We start from the raw sequence: 24,013 nt of genomic DNA, 5'->3' as shown, positions 1-24,013 counted from the left end.
TCTAGAGAACTCCTTGATTCCGTTTGTTAGCTGTGTTACCTTGGGTAATTGGATGTGTTTTGGCTGCCCAAATACAGGTATCTATATACTTACTTATACTTTCCACTGTAGAAGATTCAAATATTTTCTTTAAAGGAAACTCTATATCAAAGGCTTGTCGTATTCGAGACACAACTTGAGTTGCCAGCAAAGAATGACCCCCCAAATCAAAGAAATTGTCATGTATTCCTACCTTTTCTATTCCCAACACTTCTGCCCAAATTTCTGCTAAAACCTTCTGTGTCTCCGTCTCAGGAGCCACAAACTCCGTTGACACACTACTAACATTATCCGGTACAGGTAATGCCTTACGGTCTACCTTACCACTGGGAGTTAGTGGCAGTTGTGACAAGATTACAAACCCGCTTGGTATCATATACTCCGGCAACTGCTCTTTCAGATACTGTTTCAATTTCTTTATTTGTTCTGTCTCTGATACTTCTGGGTTTGATCTAGCTGGAGTTTCGGTTTCTAGCACTAAATAGGCCACTAGACGTTTATTACCTAGGTTGTCTTCGATGGCTAATACTACTGTTTCTTTGACTATAGGATGTTGAGTTAGGGAGGTTTCAATTTCTCCCGTTTCTATCCGATATCCTCGCACTTTGACTTGGTGGTCGAGGCGTCCTAAAAATTCTATATTGCCATCAGCTAGAAAACGGCATAAGTCTCCTGTTTTATATAATTTTGTGGCTTTTGAGTTCTCAAAAGGATTGGCAATGAATTTCTCGACTGTTAATTCTAGGCGGTTCAAATAACCATTTGCCAAACCTATTCCACCAATGTAAAGTTCTCCTAGAACCCCCACTGGTACTGGTTGTTGCTCACTGCTAAGAACATAAAGTTGAGTATTGGCAATCGGACGACCAATGGGAGGCAGTGTTGGCCAGTTATCTACATCTCCTTCTAATGTGTAAGCAGAAACCACATGGCTTTCTGATGGTCCGTATTGATTTTGCAGTCTACAGTAAGGGAGTCGGTTCATCAACTCTACAATGTCTGGAGTCACTTGCAACTGTTCTCCTGCTGTCACCACCTCCCTTAATGGTGGAAGGTTTTGGGATTCATAAGCCACTGCTGCTAACTGTTGCAAAGCGACAAAAGGTAAAAATAGTCGCTCTACCTGATTCTCAGTTAGGAACCCGATCAATGCTTTTGGATCTCGCCTCAACTCGGCAGACACTAACACTAAAATCCCCCCATCACACCAGGTAGAGAATATTTCTTGGAAGGATACGTCAAAGCTGATAGGAGCAAATTGTAAGGTTTTTGCCCCTTGACCAACGACTGTTTCCTGTTGTTGCCAATGGAGCAGGTTAACCAAAGCACCTTGACTCATGGCTACTGCTTTTGGTTTACCAGTACTACCGGAAGTATAAATGACATAACCCAGGTTTGATGGTTTAACTTCACTGCTCAAATTAGTTGTAGAATGGTCAGACCATAGGTTGTCATTACTATCCAAACACACTATCTGAGCTTGATGTTCTGGTAATAATGTGGTTAATGATTCCTGGGTGAGTAATACAGAGACATTGGCATCACAGACCATATAGGCTAAACGTTCTGAGGGATAGCTGGGGTCTAGTGGCACATAAGCTCCTCCGGCTTTGAGTATAGCTAATAAACCTACTACCATTTCCACTGAACGTTCTACACATATGCCCACTAAGGTTTCTGGCTTCACTCCTAAACCTTGTAAATAATGGGCTAGTTGATTGGCTTTGCCATTTAATTCTGAATAGGTCAGCTTTTCGTTTTCAAATACTACTGCTATGGAATTTGGGTTGTTTTCGACCTGTTCCTCAAATAACTGATGGATACATTTGTCTGTGGGGTAATCTGTTTTGGTATTGTTCCATTCTACCAGTATTTGGTCTAGCTCGGACTCTTTCATTAATGGCAACTGGCTAATAAGTCGCTCTGGAGTCTCTACTGCTGCTGATAGTAAGTTTTCATAATGTGACACCATCCGACTAATTGTTTCTGTTTCAAACAAGTCTCGGTTGTAAACACATAATCCTTTGATTTCTTCTCCTTCTAGCCAAAGATGTAACTCTAAGTCCATCCGCACTGTCATTTTATCTCCCATCCATCGATCCCAGCCTAACTCTACCTCTAAGTTAGGCAGGCTGAAGGATGGTTTCATGTGTTCACTCTCCTGAAGGGCAAACACCACCTGAAATAAGGGGTTTTGCGATAGAGACCGTTCTGGCTGCAACTGTTCTACTAACTTCTCAAAGGGTATGTCTTGGTGACCATAAGCTTCTAGAGCTGTTTGTTTGACTCTGTTTAATACTTCTGTGAAACTAGGTTCCCCTCCCAGGTCTGTGTACATGACTAGGGAGTTGACAAAGAAACCGATCAACCCTTCTATTTCTCTGCGGTTGCGGTTAGCTATGGGTGTTCCTACTGCTATACTTTCTTGACCACTGTAACGAGACAGCAATACTTTAAAGACTGCTAACAGGGTCATAAATAGGGTAGTTCCCTGCTTTTGGGTGAGTTGTTTAACCTTTGATGTTAGTGTTGCTGGTATCTTTATCGGTATACCTGCTCCATTAAAAGTTTGAACTGGAGGTCGGGGATGGTCTGTGGGTAGTTGTAGTTGTGGTAAGTCTTGGAGTTTTTGTTTCCAGTAGTTGAGTTGGGTCTCTAAGGTTTCACCTTGTAAGTAGTTCTTTTGCCAAACTGCAAAGTCGGCATATTGTATGGGTAGTGAGGGTAATGGGGATGGTTTGTCTTCTAGTGTAGCAGTGTAAATGGCTGAGAGTTCTTTGGGTAACACTGTGAGTGACCAGCCATCGCTTGCTATGTGATGTAATGTGATTTGCAGTATGTTTTCTGTTATTCCTAGTTGATACAACTGAGCGCGTATGGGGGGGTCTACTTCCAGATTGAATATTTGTTCGTTTTCTTGTTGGAATAGTTGTTGGAGTTTACTGGTTTGCTGAGATGGTGTTAACCCAGTGAGGTCAATTATGGGTAGTTTTAGTTCAAAAGAGGGTTTAATTATTTGTACTGGTGTGCCATTGATTTCACTAAAGGTGGTTCTCAGGGTTTCATGGCGAGCGATGATTTGGTTCAGACTTTTTTGTAGGGCTACATAGTCCAATTTCCCTACTAGATGTAGAGTTAAGGGTACATTGTAGGCGTTGCTACTCAAGGCCATTTTTTCAATAAACCATAGCCTTTGTTGTGCATAGGATAAGGGTATTGCCTCTTCCCTAGAAATTGGTTGAATAGAACTAGCCACAGATTCCTGAGTTTTTTCTACTTCCAGAAGAAACTCTAAAATTTCTGTTTTGCGCTCCACTAGATTTCGTTTCAGCTCTGCTGTCATTACTCCCCTGGGAGAACGATAGCCTAGTCGATCATTATCTATCCAAAGTTTGACACCTAAATTTTGCAGGTAAGACACAAAATCAACTGTTTTCATAACAATTCCTCCTCATATTCTTCATCTGTTTTATAAATTTCAGAAATTAATGCAGTCTTGTCTTGGGCAAGCTGACGCAGCACTTCAATATGTTTAGCTATGCCAGCAATAGTTGGTGACTCAAATAAACGCTGTAAAGTCAGTTCCATCTCAAAAGCCTGTCGTAAGCGCGAAATCATCTGAGTAGCCAAAAGAGAATTACCGCCCAACTCAAAGAAATTATCATAGATACCCACCTGGGATACCCCAAGCAACTCCTGCCAGATTTGAGCTATTTGACGCTCCGTCTCATTCCTGGGCTTGACTCTTTCTTGAGTGGAACGACCCAAATTACTCTCTCGAAGTAAACCTATATCAATTTCCCCACCCTCAGTCAAAGGCATATTCGCCAACTCCACCACAGCACAACTACTAGGTTGACCCACTGCATCCTGTACCATTAGCTCCAGAGCACTCACATTGGGTTTACCTTTACCGTTAGTCGTAAAGTAAGCTGTTAATTGTTCCAGACTATCCGAAGTAGAAGTCAACCTTCTGATATTAAGATTACTACCATCCAAACCCACCATTAAATAGGGTTGGTCATGGCATAAACTAGCTAATAGTGAAGACATACCTTGAGATAATCCCACTGCTATATAACCCTTAGCTTGAGTTAACTGCTTCATTTGATAACCCCGACTCATCCCCATTTCATCCCACATACTCCAAGCTAAACAATAGCTTTGTAACTGACTCTGATAACGTTGATAGTCACAAAAAGCATCCAAGAAACTATTAGCTGCTGCATAAGCTCCCACCGTTGTGCCACCAAAGAAACCATTAATAGAGGAAAAATTAATAAACAAACTATTGGGATGCTTTTCTAGCAATTGATGTAATACCAAAGTTCCTATCAGTTTAGGACGTAACACCTCAGCTAAACTTTCTGGTGTTTCCTCCCTCAGCAAACGCTCTTGCATCAACCCGGCCAAATGAATCACCCCATCCAGTTGTTGAACGTGCCATCCAGACAAGGTTTGCTGTACTACCTCCTGCACATCTGTTATATTGCCTATATCTACCCCTTGGTAAATCACCTCACCACCTAATTGTTGTAATTGTTGGTAAGCTTTGATTTTCTCGGCTAGCTTACCCCCTTGTTGTAAATAAGTTTCCCAACTGTTGCTATCTGGTAGGGGTGTACGACCTAACAGCAATAGTTGAGCCTGATAATGTTCCAGGAGATACTTGGCAATTTCTACCCCTATTCCTCCTAAACCGCCACTAATGAGGTAAGTGCCTCCTGCTTTGAATGGTAATGGTTGTTTGGGTTTTGAAGGTAGGTCAATTTTCTTGATACCTGATACCCAACGCTCTCCATCTCGATAAGCCACTTCTGAATCTTTGGCATCAATAGTTAGTTCCTCTAGTATCCGATCGCTATTGACTTCTAATGATTCTTGTGGTAAGTCTAAATGCCGACAATGCCAGTTAGGGATTTCCATCGGAATAGTTTTCAACAAACCTGGTACTGTTGCTTTTTGATATGCAATGAGTTCCTTGGGTTCAAGAGATTGACTTAGACTGGCGACATACAGTAGTCGTACTGGATAATTTTCCTGATGATTACTAAAGGTTTGTAGGATAAATAAAAGGCTATAAATACCTGTTTTTTGTGCTGTTTCTAGAGTTTCTGTGTCAGGAATTTTTCCAGTGCCAGTATATTGATCATAATGCCACAGATGAATAATTGCTCCGATTTGCAGATTTTCTCCTCCTAGAGATTGGTAGAGTTGTTGATAGTGTTCTTTAACATCTGGTGCAATTATATAGTGATGAGCATTGATTTTTTTGAAGTTTTCTCCTTGTTCTATCTGCACATAAGCTTGAGAATTATTTTCTAACTTTTTACAGACTTGTTGACCTAATCCTAACTTATCTATAAATACTAAATTTACTTGATTTTTGGCGAGTTTTTGTGGTCGAGCATCTCCTTGTTTTCGCCACCATGTTTTTTGATAAAACCATTCGGGAATTGTGTTGTTATTTTCCGTGATTAAATCTATCCGTTTTAAGATTTCAATAAATTCTCCTGTGGCAAATTTTTGACTTAGTTGAGTTCGTTGAATCTTACCGATGGAAGTTTTGGGAATCCAGTCTTTTTCTAGGGGTATTAAATAATCTGGGTTAATTCCCATTCTCTTGACTACTTGTTCTCTGATGTTTTTCAATAAAGCTAATAGCTCTGTCTCTTCGGTTTTTTCACTATGGAAAAATATGGCTAATTTATCGGTATTGCTGTTAGTTTCTCTGACTGCACAAGCTGCGGTATAAGAAACTTCTATTTCTGGTAATTCTTCTACTGCTGATTCGATTTCATGGCTGTAGTAGTTTAACCCGTTGATAATAATTACATCTTTTTGTCGGCCGGTAATAGTTAAACTTCCGTTCTTGAGAACGCCTAAATCTCCTGTGTTGAACCAACCATCTGTGGTAAAAGCTTCTTGATTGGCCGTGGGATTTTCATAGTAACCTGATGTCACTGATGCGCCTTTTACTTGTAAAAACCCAATAACTCCTTCACGAACTACTTGTTGATTTGCATCAACAATTCTCAAAGATGCCCCCGCAATTGGTGGACCAAGTTCAACAAATTTATCTTCATCAGATGATGATTCAAGAGAAAAACTGTTAGACCATGTAATTCCGGAACAAGTCTCGCACATTCCGAAAGCTGGATGAATAGCTTTTGTCGATAAACCATAATAGCTTAAAAGTTGGAGAAAGTTTCTAGCAGTTTTAGTAACAATCGCCTCTCCTGCATTGACTAAAAATCTCATTGAAGACAAATTCCAGTGTCGTTTTGTCACTTCTTCTGCGCGATCGCCAATAAGAGTAAATGCAAAATTTGGTGCCCAACTAATTGTTGCTTGATAACAATCAATTAAATCTAACCACTTGAGTGGATTTTGCAGTATCAATTGTGTCGGTACATGAATCTGCTGACATCCTAAGTCAACTGCCATAATACTTAAAAATACCAATGCTCCTACATGATCCATCGGCATCCAATTCAAGGTGACATCCTGACTAGAAAATTGGTTCATGGCAATTGTACCAGCAGTCATACTCAATAGCTTGCTGTTTTCCTGCATTACTGCTTTAGGTATCCCAGTGCTACCAGAAGTTAACAGCAAAACGGCCAGGTCTTGTGGTTGACTTTTGTAAATCTTTGGATCTGGTTCAAAACCTCGTAACTGTTCCAAAGTTTCAACCACAAACTTCCCTAAATTCATACGTTGTGACCACCCACGCACAGATGATGCTAATTTGTTATCTGTGAGTACCCAAGGCTTTCCTAACATTTGCCAAGTATTGTGTAGTTTGCTCAGACTACTATGGGATTGGTCATAACTAGAGGGTATTGATACTGGTACTGGTACAAATCCTCCTAACACACAACCCCAAAATGCACTGATAAAGTCTTGACTTGATTCTAACTGAAAGATTACTTTGTCTTGAGGTTTTAAACCTAATTGCCTCAACCCTCCTAATATTCTTTGAGCTTCTACCCACAACTCACTATAGGTTTGAGTAATTACTTCTCCATCTGACTGAATATATATCAGACTTGTATCCCCGTGCTCTTGAGCTGCTCTTTCTAATGCTTGTGCTAAATTAGTTGGTGCATCTTTAGGCCACTTGATTGGTTCTCCTTCACTGATGGCTTGCTTTCGGGATGTTGATTGGGTTTGTAATTCTGTTGTTGGAGATGACTTTTCTTCTACGGGAGTTGCACCATGATTCGGCAGTTTTATTTGTTCTGATGGCAGCAAGTCTGATATATGCAATGGTGGCAATTTTAGTGTTTTATGTTGCACTACCACTGCTACTTGTTCTATTTCTGGCACTGCTTTGAGTTTTGCTTCCCATTGTTGCACTACGTTATGGTCAATTACTGGGAAACGCCCTAATGCTACTTCGTCTACTTTTCCTTTGTGAGTCAAAGGTAAACTCGACAAGGGAACATAAGCTCCTGGCATCATGTCTGGGGGTAACTCCTGTTGAATTTGGGAGTGTAATTGTTGGGGGTTCCACACTCCGGCCATCACAACATAAGCTACTAATAAGGTTTGATGAGCTAGTACATAAGCTTGTTCTACTTGGGGGGTTGATAATAGGGCGGTTTCTATATTTGCTAGTTCTATTCGCTTCCCTTTTATCCATGTCTGCCGTTGTTTAGCTCCGACTATTTCCAAATAACCTTTGTTGTGATAACGACCTATGTCTGTTGTTGGGAATAGTCTTCCTAATTGGGGGTGTTCAATAAATTCGAGTGATGTCTGTTGCTGCAGATAACCTCTGGCTAAACTGGAACCTCCGATATAGATTTCTCCTGGTACTCCTTTGGGGACTGGGTTTTGGTGTTGGTCTAGTAAATAAACTGATAACCGACCAGGGTTGCCTACGGGTACCTTTCCTCTCTTTGGTTTTTCTGACCAAAACCAGTGGGTGATTTCTCCTGCTGCTTCTGGAAGACTGTAGAAATTGTGTAATGAAACTGGGTAGCTTTGGAGAAATTTGTGGGCTATTTCTGTTGATAGGGTTTCTCCACTGCACAGGAGCGTACGCCAACTTTTCAGAGATGTTACCGAGTTAGTTGTGTTTAACCAGGTGGGTAGTTCTGATGGATACAGGTGGACTATGGTTACTTTGTGCTGGCCGATTAATTTCTGTAATTCTTTTGGCTCGTCATTGGCAGCTATAACTACACTACCACCACTGATTAGAGGTAAACCTATTTCTAGAATCCCTACATCTTGACTCAGAGAGGTTTTATGGAGCAGAATGTCTTGATTTGTTATTTTCAGGGTTTCTTGTAGCCATTGTAAACGTTGAGCTACGCTGTGATGTTCTACTAAGGTTTGATTGAGGATATAGGCTAGGTTGGTGGCTGTTGTTGCTATGTTTGGGTTGTCTGTATTTTGTTTGGCTATTGATTCCCACTCTGTGTCTAGACACAGAATTTGAGCATTGGAGTCAGGAATTTTTGATTTGAGGTATTCTAGGGTTAATATTACTGAAATTGATGGCAAATTCTGTAGATTGTTGGAGTCTAATGGTACATAAGCTCCTCCTGCCTTGAGTATAGCTAATAAACCAACGATTCTTTCTACAGTAGGGTCTATGTATATACCTATTGGTATTTCTGGGGTTATGCCTAGACTTAATAGATGGTAGGCGAGTTGGTTAGCTTTTTGGTTGAGTTGGAAGTAGGTTAGTTGTTGGTCTTCAAATACTAAGGCTACTGCATCTGGGGATTTTTCAACAACGCTCTCAAATAATTGATGGATACATTTGTCTGCTGGGTAATCTTTTTTGGTGTTGTGCCATTCGTACAGGAGTTTTTGCTGTTCTGTTGCTGTTATTAGGGGGAGTTTTGAGATTTTTTGTTGGGGATTTGCTACTATTGCTTTTAGTAGGGTTGGGAAATGTTCCATCATCCCAGGGATGGTTTCTCTGTCAAATAGATCTGTGTTGTAAATCAAATAGCCTTCTAGGCCAGATTTTGCTTCCCACAGATGCACCTCCAAATCCATTCTTGCAGTGCTGATATCTTCTTCCCTCTGAGTCACCCTTAATCCTGGTAAATCCCAAGAGTTCATTGACGCTACATTTACGAGGTTAAATACCACCTGCACCAGAGGGTTGTGGCTTAAGTTCCTTTCTGGCAAAAGTTCCTCTACTAGCTTTTCAAAGGGTAAATCCTGATGTTTATAGGCTTCTTGAGTTGTTTGTTTGACTTGAGTTAACAAGTCGGTAAAGTTAGAGTCATCTGAAAACTGAGAACGAAGTGCAAGGACGTTGGCAAACATACCAATTAAGGACTCAATTTCGACTCGGTTGCGGTTAGCAATTGCTGAACCTACTACTAGGTCAGACTCTCCACTATAACGATACAGTAAGACAAAAAATGCACTCAACAGAGTCATAAATAATGTTGCACCTGACTCCTGACTTAGTTGCGTGAGTTTTTGTGTCAAGTTCTGATTGAGTTGAAATTTTTCTGCTCCTCCCTGGAAGCTTTGCACTTCTGGGCGTGGTCGGTCTTTTGGTAGGGGGGATACAGGGGAAACTCCTGCTAATTTTTGTCTCCAGTAGCTCAGATGTTTTTCTAATACCTCTGCTGTGAGTTTCTGTCGTTGCCAGTGGGCGTAGTCGGCATATTGAATGGGTAGTTCTGATAATGGGGAGGGGTTTCCTTGACTGTAGGCTTCATACAATGTACATAGTTCCCTAGCTAGTATGCCTATAGACCAACCGTCATATATTATATGGTGCATCGTTAACATTAATATATGAGTTTCTGGGCTAAGTTGTACTAGGGTGACACGCAGCAGGGGGCCGTGGGCTAAGTCAAAGGGTTTTTCTGCTTCTGTGGTGGCTAGTTGTTTGAGTTGGATTGATTGTTCTGGTGATGATGGTAATTCTACTTTTGATAGATTGATGTTGGCTTCTGGAGAAATGACTTGTATGGGTTTTCCCTCTACTGAGGGGAAACAGGTGCGTAGGTTTTCGTGTCGTCGGATGATTTCGTTCAGGCTTTGCTCTAAGACTGTTACCTTGAGCTGACCTTCTAGTTGTAGACTCACCAGCATATTATATAGTGGATTATCTGGCAAGAGCTGATGCCAGAACCACATCATTTGTTGACTGTAGGAAAGGGGAATTTCCTGTTCCCTAGAAATCACTGGAATAACTTGACTTTCCTTGGCAGTTTGGATTAACTGCTGCTGTCGAAGCTTTTCCAATACCTGTTCTCGTTGTTTTGGCGAAAGATTAGCCAAACGTTTTTTGATATCATTCATTATCCATCAACCTCAGTTAAAATTTGTTCGAGTATATTACTGTCTACTTGCTCCAACTGTTGCTCAACTAAAACCTCCACTAGTTGGGCTATGGTAGAGCTTTCAAACAAAGTAGTTAAGGGTATATCTATCCCAAAAGCCTGACGCAAGCGAGAAATGACCTGAGTTGCCAAAAGAGAATTGCCCCCCAACTTAAAGAAATTATCATAGATACCCACCTGGGATACCCCTAACAAATCCTGCCAGATTTGAGCAATTTGACGCTCCGTCTCATTCCTGGGCTTTACCCTTTCTTTAGTTGAACGACCCAAATTACTCTCTCGAAGTAAACCTATATCAATTTCCCCACCCTCAGTCAAAGGCATTTGAGCCAACTCCACCACAGCACAACTACTAGGTTTACCCACTGCATCCTGTACCATTAGCTCCAGAACACTCACATTAGGTTTACCTTTACCGTTAGTCGTAAAGTAAGCTGTTAATTGTTGCAGACTATCCGAAGTAGAAGTCAACCTTCTGATATTAAGATTACTACCATCCAAACCCACCATTAAATAGGGTTGGTCATGGCATAAACCAGCTAATAGTGAAGACATACCTTGAGATAATCCCACTGCTAGATAACCCTTAGCTTGAGTTAACTGCTTCATTTGATAACCTCGACTCATCCCCATTTCATCCCACATACTCCAAGCTAAACAATAGCTTTGTAACTGACTCATCTCACGTTGATAGTCAGAAAAAGCATCCAAGAAACTATTAGCTGCTGCATAAGCTCCCACCGTTGTGCCACCAAAGAAACCATTAATAGAGGAAAAATTAATAAACAAACTCTTTGGTTGCAATTCTGGCAATTGATGTAATACCAAAGTTCCTATAAGTTTAGGGCGTAACACCTCAGCTAAACTTTCTGGTGTTTCCTCCCTCAGCAAACGCTCTTGCATCAACCCTGCTAGATGAATCACCCCATCCAGTTGTTGAGTGTTCCATCCAGACAAGGTTTGCTGTACTACCTCCTGCACTGCTGTGAGATTACAAATATCCACCCCTTGGTAAATCACCTCACCACCTAGTTGTTGTAATTGTTGGTAAGCTTTGATTTTCTCTGCTAGTTTACCCCCTTGCTGTAAATAAGTTTCCCAACTGTTGCTATCTGGTAGAGGTGTACGACCTAAAAGCAATAGTTTAGCCTGATAATGTTCCAGGAGATACTTAGCAATTTCAACACCAATTCCTCCTAAACCGCCACTGATAAGGTAAGTGCCTCCAGCTTTAAATGGTAATGGTTGTTTGGATAAGGAAGGTAGGTCGATTTTCTCCAGACCTGATACCCAACGCTCTCCATCTCGATAAGCTACTTCTGAATCTTTGGCATCAATAGTGAGTTCCTCAAGTATCCGATGGCTATTGACTTCTAATGAGTCTTGTGGTAAGTCTAGATGCCGACAATGCCAGTGGGGGTTTTCCATCGGGATAGTTTTCAACAAACCTGGTACTGTTGCTTTTTGATATGCAATGGCTTCTTTGGGATTGAGGGACTGACTATTATTGGCAACATACAGCAGTCGTACTGGATAATTTTCCTGATGATTACCAAAGGTTTGTAGAATAAATAAAAGGCTATAAATTCCGGTTTTTTGTGCTGTTTCTAGAGTGTCTGTGTCAGGATTTTCTGCATTACCAGTATAGTTATCATAATGCCACAGGTGAATAATTGCTCCGATTGGGATATTTTCTGCTTCTAGATATTGGTAGAGTTGTTGATAGTCTGCCAGTACATCTGGAGCAATTATATAGTGATTGTTATTGATTTTTTTGAAGGTTTCTCCTAGTTCTATCTGCACATAAGCTTGACAATTCGTTTCTAACTTTTGGCAGACTTGTTGACCTAATCCTAAGTTATCTATAAATACTAAAGCCACTCCAAATTGGCTGAATTTGTGTGGCAGATAATTTCCTTGTTTGTGTTGCCATGTTTTTTGATAGAACCAGTCAGGAATTGTATGGCTATTTTCCTCTTGAACATCTAGCTGTTTGATTAATTTATCAAAATCACCCTTCGCCAACATTTTTTTCATTAGGGAGCGCTGAATTTTTCCACTTGTTGTTTTCGGAAAATCTTGACGTTCTAGGGGTATGACATAATCTGCATTAATACCTATATTTGCAGATACTTGACCTTTAATTTTTTTAATCAGTTCTATATCTATTTCTTTGCCAGAGTTTTGTGGTGTAAAAAATATGGCTAACTTCTCTGTTCCTTTTTCAGCTGATGTCAACCCACAAGCCCCTACATAAGTTGGCTCTACTCCTTCTATTTGATTGACAATTTGTTCGATTTCATAACAATAATAATTAACCCCATTTATCACAATTTGCTCTTTCTCTCTTCCTGTGACAATTAAACTACCATCAATTATAAACCCTAAATCTCCTGTATTAAACCAACCATCTCCTACAAATGCTTCTTGATTAGCCACAGTATTATTCAAGTAGCCTGGAGTTACCACTGTCCCTTTAATTTGAAACCGACCAATCACTCCTTCTGGTAACAGTTGATTATTTTTATCGGTAATTCTAATTTGTACTCCAGGAACTGGTTTACCTAGGTCAATAAAATCAATAGTATCTTGGGCATCATCTGGGCCAATTTGCAGTTTACCTCCCAAAGATGATTTCTCAACTCGATGAACTCCTGTTTCTGGATCGAATTGATTTTGATATGTCATGCAAGTACAAACCTCTGCCATACCAAATGCTGGTTGCATGGCTTGATGTGTTATACCATAAGGAGCGACTAATTTCAGAAATTCTCCTACCACTGGTAAAGTCACTTGCTCTCCCGCATTCATCAATAATTTTATTGAAGATAAATCCCAACTTTTACCAGGAACTTTTAACAGGTAATCACTAACTAATTTAAACCCAAAATTCGGTGCCCAAGTGTGAGTCACACCATACTTTTCAAGTAAATCTAACCAGGTTAAGGGGTTCCCTAAAATTATCTCAGTGGCTACTTCTATTTGCTGACACCCTAAATAAACATCTTTCAAGTGGGTAGTCAGAATTGGCACTACATGGTCTACAGGAAGCCAGTTGAGACATATATCACTATCTAGATAGCCATTAAACTGTTGAGCTGCATGAATATGAGCAATAATTCCTTTATGAGTTTCTTGAATACACTTGGGCGCACCTGTACTACCTGAAGTCAATTGGAAAAAAGCAACATCTTCTGGACGGCTTTTATAAATTTCTGCTGTGGCTGGATAATTGCGTAACCCGCTCACTGGTACTACCTTCAAATTTGACATAGGTAAGAAATTCTTTAAGCCATCTAGCTGTTCTATTACAGAATCACTTGCTAATATTGGTGGCTGTTCCAGCAATTCCCAGGTGTTATACAACTTTTTGACAACAGCATTTGTTTCTTCATATTTGCTGGCTACTGCTACCGTTACTGGTTTAATCCCACCTAGAATACAACCCCATAGGATGGGAAAGTAATCTCGCAGGGATTGAATTTGTAAAATTGCCCTACTCCCTGCTGTTAAACCCATTTGGTACAAGCCACTCAAGATTGATTTTGCTTCTTCTAACAGAGAACCATAGGTTTGAAAATCTGCTTTTCCTTCAGCCAGTACATAAATAATTTGGCGTTCTTTGAACTGGGTGGCGGTTTGAATTAGAGCCTCTGTTAACGTTCTGGGAGCATTTTCTGGGATAGTCAACAATCCTCCATCACTGAAGGCGAGTGCTTTTAAGTCTGAATCTTCTGGTTGAGGAGATGGATTTGTTGGAGGTGTTACTAAATCTGTTAGTAGTCTATTTCCAGGAACTAAGTCTGATGGCAGCAAGTCTGATGTATGCAATGGTGGTAAATGTGGAATTTTCTGTTGCACTACCACAGCTACTTGTTCTATTTCTGGCACTGCCTTTAGTTGTGTTTCCCATCGTTGCACTACGTTATGGTTAATTACTGGGAAACGCTCTAATGCTACTTCGTCTACTTTTCCTTTGTGAGTCAAAGGTAAGCGAGCCAGGGGAACATAAGCTCCTGGCATCATGTCTGGAGGTAACTGCTGTTGAATTTGGGAGTGTAATTGTTGGGGATTCCAGACTCCGGCCATCACAACATAAGCTACTAATAAGGTTTGATGAGCTAGTACATAAGCTTGTTCTACTTGGGGGGTTGATAATAGGGCGGTTTCTATATTTGCTAGTTCTATTCGCTTCCCTTTTATCCATGTCTGCCGTTGTTTAGCTCCGACTATTTCCAAATAACCTTTGTTGTGATAACGACCTATGTCTGTTGTTGGGAATAGTCTTCCTAATTGGGGGTGTTCAATAAATTCGAGTGATGTCTGTTGCTGCAGATAACCTCTGGCTAAACTGGAACCTCCGATATAGATTTCTCCTGGTACTCCTTTGGGGACTGGGTTTTGGTGTTGGTCTAGTAAATAAACTGATAACCGACCAGGGTTGCCTACGGGTACCTTTCCTCTCTTTGGTTTTTCTGACCAAAACCAGTGGGTGATTTCTCCTGCTGCTTCTGGAAGACTGTAGAAATTGTGTAATGAAACTGGGTAGCTTTGGAGAAATTTGTGGGCTATTTCTGTTGATAGGGTTTCTCCACTGCACAGGAGCGTACGCCAACTTTTCAGAGATGTTACCGAGTTAGTTGTGTTTAACCAGGTGGGTAGTTCTGATGGATACAGGTGGACTATGGTTACTTTGTGCTGGCCGATTAATTTCTGTAATTCTTTTGGCTCGTCATTGGCAGCTATAACTACACTACCACCACTGATTAGAGGTAAACCTATTTCTAGAATCCCTACATCTTGACTCAGAGAGGTTTTATGGAGCAGAATGTCTTGATTTGTTATTTTCAGGGTTTCTTGTAGCCATTGTAAACGTTGAGCTACGCTGTGATGTTCTACTAAGGTTTGATTGAGGATATAGGCTAGGTTGGTGGCTGTTGTTGCTATGTTTGGGTTGTCTGTATTTTGTTTGGCTATTGATTCCCACTCTGTGTCTAGACACAGAATTTGAGCAACCGTAGCGCGAGCATCTTGCTCGCTATAGGTGTACCATTTTGATTTGAGATTATTTTGGGTTAATATTACTGAAATTGACTGTAAATTATGTGATTTTTCTGTTGGATCTATTGCTACATAAGCTCCTCCTGCTTTAAGGATTCCTAATAGTCCGATAATTCTTTCTGGAGTTGGGTCTATGTATATGCCTACTGGTGTTTCTGGGGTTATGCCTAAACTGATTAGATGGTGGGCGAGTTGGTTAGCTTTTTGGTTGAGTTGGGTGTAGGTTAGTTGTTGATCTTTAAAGATTACTGCTATTGCTTCTGGGTTCTTTTCGACAACATTCTCAAATAACTGATGGATACATTTTTCTGTGGGGTAATCTGTTTTGGTATTGTGCCATTCCTGCAGGACTTTTTGTTGTTCTTTTGCTGTTATTAGGGGTAGTTTTGAGATTTTTTCTTGGGGATTTGCTACTATTGCTTCTAACAAAGTCTGGAAATGTTCCATCATCCCAGCGATGGTTTCTCTGTCAAATAGGTCTGTGTTGTACTTAAAAAATCCACCTAGACATGAGCTAATCGGTATCATTTCTAAGGATAGATCAAATTGACTTTCCTGAATCGGTCTTTCACAAGGCTCTACCTTGATTCCATGCCAATCAGATGAGCGACTCAATTCACCTGATAGTAGTTTTTGCCATTCCTCTATTTTTTGTAAGATAAAAAGAACCTGAAAAATTGGAGAACGACTCGAGTCCCTTTCTGGTAATAACTTATCTACTAGTAGTGCAAAGGGATAACCTTGATGATCCAGTGCTTCTAGTACTGTTTTACGTACTTGGGCAAGGAACTCCCTAAAACTGAGATTACCTGACAAATTACTTCGCATGACAACTGGCTCGACAAAGTAGCCCACAATAGAAGCAAACTCAGGACAACTTCTGCCAGAGGTAGGAGAACCAACCAAGATATCTTCTTGATCTGTGTAACGATACAAGAGGACTTGAAAGGCAGCTAGAAGGGTCGTGTAGAGTGTTGTACCTTCCTTTTGAGTTATTTCATTGAGTTGCTCACTCAGCTTTTCGGACAATTTGAAATGATGAGCAGCACCTTTATAAGTCTGTATGGTTGGTCGTGGTAGGTCAGTAGGCAAATTCAATACAGGCAAATCCCCTGCCAGTTGTTGCCGCCAGTAGCTCCAGAGGCGTTCTCCTTCATGTCCCTCTAACATATCTTTTTGCCACTCAACATAATCTTGATAGAAGTACTTTAGAGGGGGAAGGGATAACTTGACACTAGCTGTTTGTGCTTGATACAGCATTGGCAATTCTTTGAGAATCAGGTCTAGCGACCAACCATCAGCAGCAATGTGATGTATGGTCAGTAATAATATATGGTCTTGCTCAGAACAGGTAAACCACCTAATACGCATCACTGGCGATCTTTCAAGGTCAAAGGGATGCTGATGAGCTTCAACCAATCTTCTGTTTAATTCATCTTTACTCCAGGTGGCAGCATCCACTTGTAAGAAGTCTAATTCCTGATGTTTATGTACTTGTTGAATGGGTTTTTGACCTCGCTGGGGAAAAGTGCTACACAACATAGGATGACGTTCCTTTAAAGCTTGGAAAGCCTGACACCAATGCTTTACATTAACCAGGGAGCAAATGCGAAGAGTCAAAGAAATGTTATAAACACAGCTATCTGGAGCTAATTGCCACAAAAACCACATTGCCTGCTGACTATATGATAGCGGATAGACTTGCATAATATCGGGCTGAGTGTTTAGCAACTGTAATATTTCAGTCTTGTGCTGTTTGATTTGGAATAACACTAACTGACTTGACTCTTTGTTAGGAGCACGATAACCTATTTTTTCTCCATTACTCCACAACTGCCAACCTTGGATTTTTAAATTTTGTAAAAACTCAACTATATTCATAATTCCCCCTCAATCCAATCACTATTATTTATATCTGTTGAAAGAAGTTGTCCATCGTTTTCCAACTTGGTTTCTTGATTACTGTCAATCTGTCTGAGTTGCTCGTTGACTTTAATGGCCAACTCAGAAATACTGACCCCTTCTATAAATTGGGAAACTTGAATATTGACTTCTAACTGACTTTTAACCCGATTTCGCAGTTCTAATGCCATCAAGGAGTCAACTCCCATTGTGTTGAGAGGCTGTTGTATATCTATTTGAGAATCTTTTATCCTCAGCACCTGAGCAATTTCACTTTGGAGGTGAGCCACTAATAGACTTTCTTTTTCTGTTGTCGATGCAGTCTTAATTTTTTCTAAAAGCTGGTACGCCTTAACGGATTTTTCTGTTTGACTTACAGTTAAATCCTCGAAAAATGGTGGACTCACTTCTCCAGGCAGTTTTTCTATAAACTGAGACCAGTTTATAGGAGCTACTCCCACACCTATAGCATTAGTGCCCAACAATAGTTCTAGAGCTTCTACTGCTTTCTGAGGTAGAATTGGCTCAATTCCTCTTCCTTGATTTTGAAACTTTTCGCTTGCTTTCAACTGCGGTTCCAAACCTATTCCTAATATGGCTCCCCAGTTAATGGTTATTGCTGGCAACTCTAGGGATTTACGATAGTAAGCAAAGGTATGCTGAAAGGCATTAGCAGCAGCATAATTAGCCGCACCTTCTGTACTCAAAAGATAAGCCATAGATGAAAATAGCATAAAAAAGTCTAAAGACTGATTTTGAGTAAGCAGATGGAGATTCCAAGAACCTTGAACTTTAGGAGCCATCACTTTAACAAATCTTTGCCAATTATGGGACTCAATTAGGGTATCATCCACAACTGCGGCACTGTTAATGACCCCTTTCAATGGTGGCATATTTTGTTCAATTTCAGACCAAACCTTAGTTAGTGATTCCAAATTAGATATATCTGCTTGCGCCACCATTACCTGAGCACCAGCTTGTTCTAACTCCTGCAACTGACTTTTGGTAGTTTCCTTAACTCCACTACGTCCAATTAACACTAAATGTGTTGCGCCCTTTTCGACCAACCAATGAGCCACAAGTAAGCCTACACCCCCTAGTCCACCTGCAATTAAGTATGTAGCATCTTTACGAACAGTTAAGGGTTTGTCCATAGTTTTTTGGGTATGCCGAGAGGGCACTAACCTTGCCACATAACGATTTTCTTGCCGGAATGCTACTTCATCTTCTCTAGACTCTGACAATATTTCCGACATGAGCATTCTTGCTTGCTCCTTAGCGGTTTGCTGTGGGTCTAAATCTATACGCACACACTTTAGTTCAGGGTGTTCTGAAGCAATGGTTTTTCCCATTCCCCACAAAGAAGATTGGGCTATGCCTGACACAACAGGATTATTATCTGGTACTGCCTGCGCTCCTTGAGTAACTAACCAAAGGTGAGGGGATCGGGATAATTCAGTCTTGACTAATGCCTGCACTAAGGACAAGGTACTACCACATCCAATCTGGGATGCTGAGGTTAGTTCTTCTGTGGTAAAATCTCCTTCTGGTGTTTCTAAGCTCCAGCATTGAATCACTCCATGTAAGTTCCCTGAGTGCGTTACTTGGGAAATCAGTTTTTGGAAATCTTCGGGCTTTTCAGGATTAATCGTAAATTCTTCTGGAGCTACCTGTTGATATGCTTGCCCAGGTTTAACCAACGTGCAGATTTCTCCTCGCGATCGCATTTGAGTTGCCAGATTTTCACCAACCCCTTGTCGATCTGTAAAAATTAACCAACCTTGGGGTTTGGATAAAGCTAAGGATGATGGGGTTGGTGAAGCTTGAGCAATAATTACACTTTGGGGAAATACTTCCTGGTTATTTCCCTCTACTCCTGGCAAAATAACTACTTCTGGAAAATTATTTTCTTTTAGGAGTTGCTGCCATTGATAGCTCTCTAGTAGAGGATGGTTAGGTCGTAAATCAAAATCTTCAAACCTCCACCATCCTTCTAATAGTCCTGCAAATAAATCCACCCAACGCTGACGAGTTGTCACTTCCAACAATACCAAGATTCCCCCCGGGGCTAGCAGTTGTCGGACATTTTCTAAGGTCTGACGCAAAGATGTGGTGGCGTGCAGTACATTCGCTGCCACAATCACATCATACTGATGAGATTCAAACCCCTGAGCTGTTGGGTCTTTTTCTATATTTAGCTGTTGATAGTGTACAAACGGGTAATCTCGGAACTTTTCCTGGGCCTTGCTAGTGAACAAACTACCCAGGTCGGTGAATACATATTCTGTTTGCTGGGGATTTAGGTGAGGCAGAATAAAGCTAGTTGTTCCTCCAGTGCCGGCACCAATTTCTAATAACCTTACTCCTCTGTCTTTAGGTAACTTTTCTAAGGCAGTTGATATCCCTTGCTGGACTAGGGTATTCATTACTTGCGCTTCAGATGATTCCTCATAGAGTTGGGTAGCTGTGGTTAAATCTCCTTCTGGGAAAACTAGCTGTAGTGGGTCTGCTGTTCCTCTTAACACGGCACTCAGTTGAGAGCCACAACGCTCTAGTAAGGTAAGTTCTGGCTTGCCTTGAGGGTATTGATTCTGCAATGCCTGGTTTTTTCCCTGGGGATTAGTTTTTCCTGGAGTTTTAATTACTTGCCAACGCTCTGTTGTCCCTTTGATAATTTCTACTTCTGCCAGTATCTCTAACAGACGGTTAAACAGTCGTCTATGTTGGGATGCAACTTCTAATTTTTCCGCTAGAGATTGACTAGAAAAACTTTCTCTTTCTGGGAATAACCAGCTCATTTCTACAAATGCCTGGATAATATAATCAATGCTCAACGCTTCTAACTGACTTAAGAATTGACTGTAGCTATTTAAGTCAATTTCTGAGACTAATTTAGATACTAAAGGGTTGAGTTTCCGAGATATTTCTCCTGGAATCAATATATATTCTGGTGGTAATTGCCGACCAAAACGAGGTTGCGTTCGCCATTCTATTTCATATAACCAATTGCTGAGTTCATCTGCTTCCCTCCCCAGCAAAGCTTCCCTTGTGACTTGTTTTAGTTGCAAACCTTCGATTATAGCAATTGTCTCTCCTTTGCTACTCAAGAGAGTAATTTGACCACTTAAACTGTCTTTGTTGTCTTTTAATGGTATTGCTACAGATGCCATTGCCCACAGACTGGTATCAGGACGACGGTATACTGTCAAGCGTTCGATTAATACTGGCACATAGGTAGTCTGACTTTCGTCTTCCCCGATAGCAGCAGCAATCACCTGCATACCTACATCTAAAAGTGCTGGATGTAGTTGGTAGTTGGTCAAATCTCTTACGAGTTCCTCTGGCAATTGAATTTCGCCGATAGCTTGGCCTTCCCCACACCACAGCTGCTTAAGACCCTGGAAACTGACACCGTAGTCAATACCTTGAGCCTGAAATTGTTGGTAATAGTCTTTAACCTCTATCTGTTGAGGACAACTTGCTTTCAAAGCTTCTAGGTTCGCAACAGTAGGTTCACTATCTATTTTCTGCTCTCTAAGCTTTCCTTCTGTGTGGAGTGTCCAACTAGGCTGTTGCTGATTGTCTTGTTGATCTCCACTGAAAATTTTAAATTGGTACGTTCCATTTTCCAATGGGGTTAAAACTGTTTGAACTGCCTTGAATTTCTCTTGATGTAAAACTAATGCACTTTGAATTACTAAGTCTTCTAGCACCAGTTTTGGGGAATTGAATAGAGTCGCACCAGCAGCTAATACCATCTCTAAATAACCAGCAGCAGGAAATATCACTTGATCAAATACCCGATAGTGCTTCAAGTAGGCTGGTTCAGAGGCACTCAGTTGGGATTCAAACTGGATTTGTTGCTGCTGAATTGCAGAGTAGAAGCGTTCACCTAGTAAGGGGTGAAAACCTTTATTTTTTGACAAAAATCTGCTTTTATGCTGTGTGTTATCTATCTCTATCCAATATCGTTCTCTCTGAAACGGATAAGTAGGCAATGCTACTTTCTGAGCAGCATAATCTTTATCAAATCCTGACCAATCTACCTTCAAACCTTTTACATACAATTTTCCTAAGCTAGAGAGCATTTGTTCCCATTCTTCTACTCCCGGACGCAATGACGGCAACCATACTCCCACATCGTCTGGTACACATTGACGCCCCATACCTAACAATATTGGTTTGGGTCCGATTTCTAAGAACAATTCATATCCTTGCTCGTGAAGAGTTTGCATACTTTCAGCAAAACGCACTGGTTGTCTGATATGCTCCACCCAATACTCAGGAGCAGTAATTTCATCTCCCACCTTTTGACCAGTGACATTTGATATTAGTGGTATTTTAGGCTGACTATAGGTTACTTGTTTGGCTACTGTTTCAAACTCGGCCAACATTGGCTCCATCAACGGTGAATGGAAAGCATGGGATACCTGTAGCTGCTTAGTCTTTACTCCCCCAGCTTCTAACTTACTGCAAATAGCTGCGATCGCTTCAGTATCACCAGAAATCACGATACTTTCCGGTCCATTGATGGCAGCAATGCTTACAGCAGGCTTCTTATACCCCTCTTGGGAACTATAGTCCGCGATCGCCTTTTTGACCCGCTCCTCCGACGCCAACAACGATACCATCTTGCCACCAGCAGGCAACTGCTGCATTAACCTGCCACGCATGGCAATTAACTTCAAACCATCTTCGAGACTGAAAACTCCTGCCACACAAGCTGCCACATATTCTCCCACACTATGACCCATCACCACCTTGGGTTTGATTCCCCAAGATTCCCATAACTTGGCGAGGGCATATTCTAAAGCAAATAGAGCCGGTTGGGTATAAGCAGTTTGGTCTAGGAAAGAAGAACTTGAGTTTTGTGGTTCTTGAGGATAAAGAACTTCTAATAGAGGTACTTCTAGATATTCTTTCAGAATTTCATTGCATTGGTCTAGAATTTTCTGAAATGTGGGTTGAGTCTCATATAATTGTCTTCCCATATCTACATATTGAGACCCCTGCCCTGTGAACAGAAAAGCTATCTCTTTATCCTGAATTTCTGCTTTTCCTTTTACCACTCTGTTGGTCTCATTATCCTGGAGAAAATATGCTAATTTTTTCTGTAAATCACTGTTTGATTCTGCTACTATTGCTAGTCTTTCTGTAAAATGTGTCCGCCCTGTATTAGCGCTGAAGCATATATCTTGTAGCGATGACTCAGTTTTTGATTGTAAATAAGTTTGATATTTTGTTGCTAGTCCCCTCAGTGCTTTCCCCGTCTGCCCTGAGAGGGTTAAAATCTGTTGTGGACGCTCTAGAACATCTACTTTTGACTTTTGACTTTTAACTTGTTCTGGTGGTTCTTCCAAAACCACATGAGCATTAACACCTCCAAACCCAAATGAACTGACTCCTACCCGTCGGGGAATTATCTCTCCTGTTTCCGTCTGTAACTGTTGCCATTCTTGAGTTTCATTAACTATGTAAAATGGGCTGTCTTTTAATTCTATGCGGGGGTTTAATTCTTTAAAATTTGCTAATTTTGGCAACTTTTTGTGCTTCATTGCTAACAAAACCTTGATTATTCCTGCAATGCCAGCAGCAGATTCTAAATGCCCAATATTTGTTTTGACTGCTCCTAGACCACAATAAGGTTCTTGTGTCAATGGTATTTTGTATTGTTTATGTAATTGTTTAAAGCTGCGTTTGAGACCATTTATTTCAATGGGGTCTCCCAAGGGTGTTCCTGTACCATGAGTTTCTATATAGGAAACTGTGTTGGGGGCAATATTTGCATTTGTATAGGCCGCTCGCAATACCTGAGCTTGAGCATAAACATTTGGAGAGGTTAATGTTCTTGCTTTGCCTCCATGATTAATAGCACTTCCTTTGATTACACCGTATATTCTATCTCCATCTGAGAGTGCTTTGGCTAAAGGTTTTAATAAGACTACTCCCGCTCCTTCCCCCCTTACATAACCATCTGCATCACTATCAAAAGTTTTACATTGTCCGTTTGGAGACAACATTCCTAGTTGACTAAAGGATATATAACTTGTTGGTGTACATAATACACTTATTCCACCTACCAATGCCATCTCACATTCTTTTTCTTTAATCGAATTTACTGCTTGATGAAGTGCTACTAGGGAGCTAGAGCAGGCTGTATCTACAGGCAAACTGGGGCCGTGAAAATTGAAGAAGTAAGAGATTCTATTGGGAATGATGCAGGTGTAACTTCCTGTAGCGGTATGCCCTTCAATATTTTCATTTTGGTGTTGCAACTCATTGTAGTCGTAGTTACAAGCACCGATAAATACTCCTACTTGACTTCCAGATAGTTCTAATGGTGAATAACCCGCATCTTCGATACAAGACCAACTCAACTCCAGCATAATTCTCTGTTGCGGATCCATTCTTGTTGCTTCTCTGGGGGATATACCAAAGAATTGGGCATCAAACTGGTCTATACCTTCTATCAGTCCTGCCCATTTACTAATAGTTTTATTGGGGGTTTCGGGAGTCTCAGAATAATACTTCTCTACTTCCCACCTTTGGGAAGGAATTTCACTAATACTATTTATTCCTTGTTCAAGATTTTGCCAAAACTGGTTGTGGTCATTCGCTTCAGGAAACCGGCAAGCTATACCAATAATAGCTATTAGATCGCTCTGGTATTTCTGATTCAT

The 24,013-nt window shown here is 40.8% G+C and carries 4 protein-coding genes; all 4 read right to left on the bottom strand.

Annotated features, from left to right (window positions below; all coding sequences use genetic code 11):
* Position 1: 1 nt before the first annotated feature.
* From BJP34_RS14350 to BJP34_RS14335, 4 genes are read right to left on the bottom strand one after another with little or no spacing between them, the layout of a single operon-like run.
* Entirely contained in the window at positions 2 to 3,478 is a 3,477-nt protein-coding gene (locus tag BJP34_RS14350) for a non-ribosomal peptide synthetase (protein WP_070392939.1), read from the bottom strand.
* Positions 3,475 to 10,329, bottom strand: a complete 6,855-nt coding sequence (locus BJP34_RS14345) for an SDR family NAD(P)-dependent oxidoreductase (protein ID WP_070392938.1) — start codon at positions 10,327 to 10,329, stop codon at positions 3,475 to 3,477. The genes BJP34_RS14350 and BJP34_RS14345 overlap by 4 nt, the downstream gene beginning before the upstream one ends.
* Positions 10,329 to 17,312 carry an SDR family NAD(P)-dependent oxidoreductase gene (locus BJP34_RS14340; RefSeq protein ID WP_070392937.1) on the bottom strand — a complete coding sequence of 2,328 codons (6,984 nt, stop codon included), beginning with the start codon at positions 17,310 to 17,312 and terminating at the stop codon, positions 10,329 to 10,331. The genes BJP34_RS14345 and BJP34_RS14340 overlap by 1 nt, the downstream gene beginning before the upstream one ends.
* A complete protein-coding gene (locus tag BJP34_RS14335; protein WP_070392936.1) occupies positions 17,309 to 24,013 on the bottom strand; it encodes a type I polyketide synthase in 6,705 nt (2,234 codons plus the stop codon). Before BJP34_RS14335 ends, BJP34_RS14340 begins: the two co-directional genes overlap by 4 nt.

Source organism: Moorena producens PAL-8-15-08-1 (assembly GCF_001767235.1).
In the GTDB taxonomy this organism is placed as follows: domain Bacteria; phylum Cyanobacteriota; class Cyanobacteriia; order Cyanobacteriales; family Coleofasciculaceae; genus Moorena; species Moorena producens_A.
The sequence above is the reverse complement of the archived record's forward strand: the minus strand, read 5'-3'. Positions and strand labels throughout refer to the sequence as shown.

Coding starts and splice junctions, on each gene's coding strand:
- BJP34_RS14340 (WP_070392937.1), bottom strand. CDS start 17,312: ATGAATATAGTTGAGTTTTTACAAAATTTAAAAATCCAAGGTTGGCAG.
- BJP34_RS14345 (WP_070392938.1), bottom strand. CDS start 10,329: ATGAATGATATCAAAAAACGTTTGGCTAATCTTTCGCCAAAACAACGA.
- BJP34_RS14350 (WP_070392939.1), bottom strand. CDS start 3,478: ATGAAAACAGTTGATTTTGTGTCTTACCTGCAAAATTTAGGTGTCAAA.
- BJP34_RS14335 (WP_070392936.1), bottom strand. CDS start 24,013: ATGAATCAGAAATACCAGAGCGATCTAATAGCTATTATTGGTATAGCT.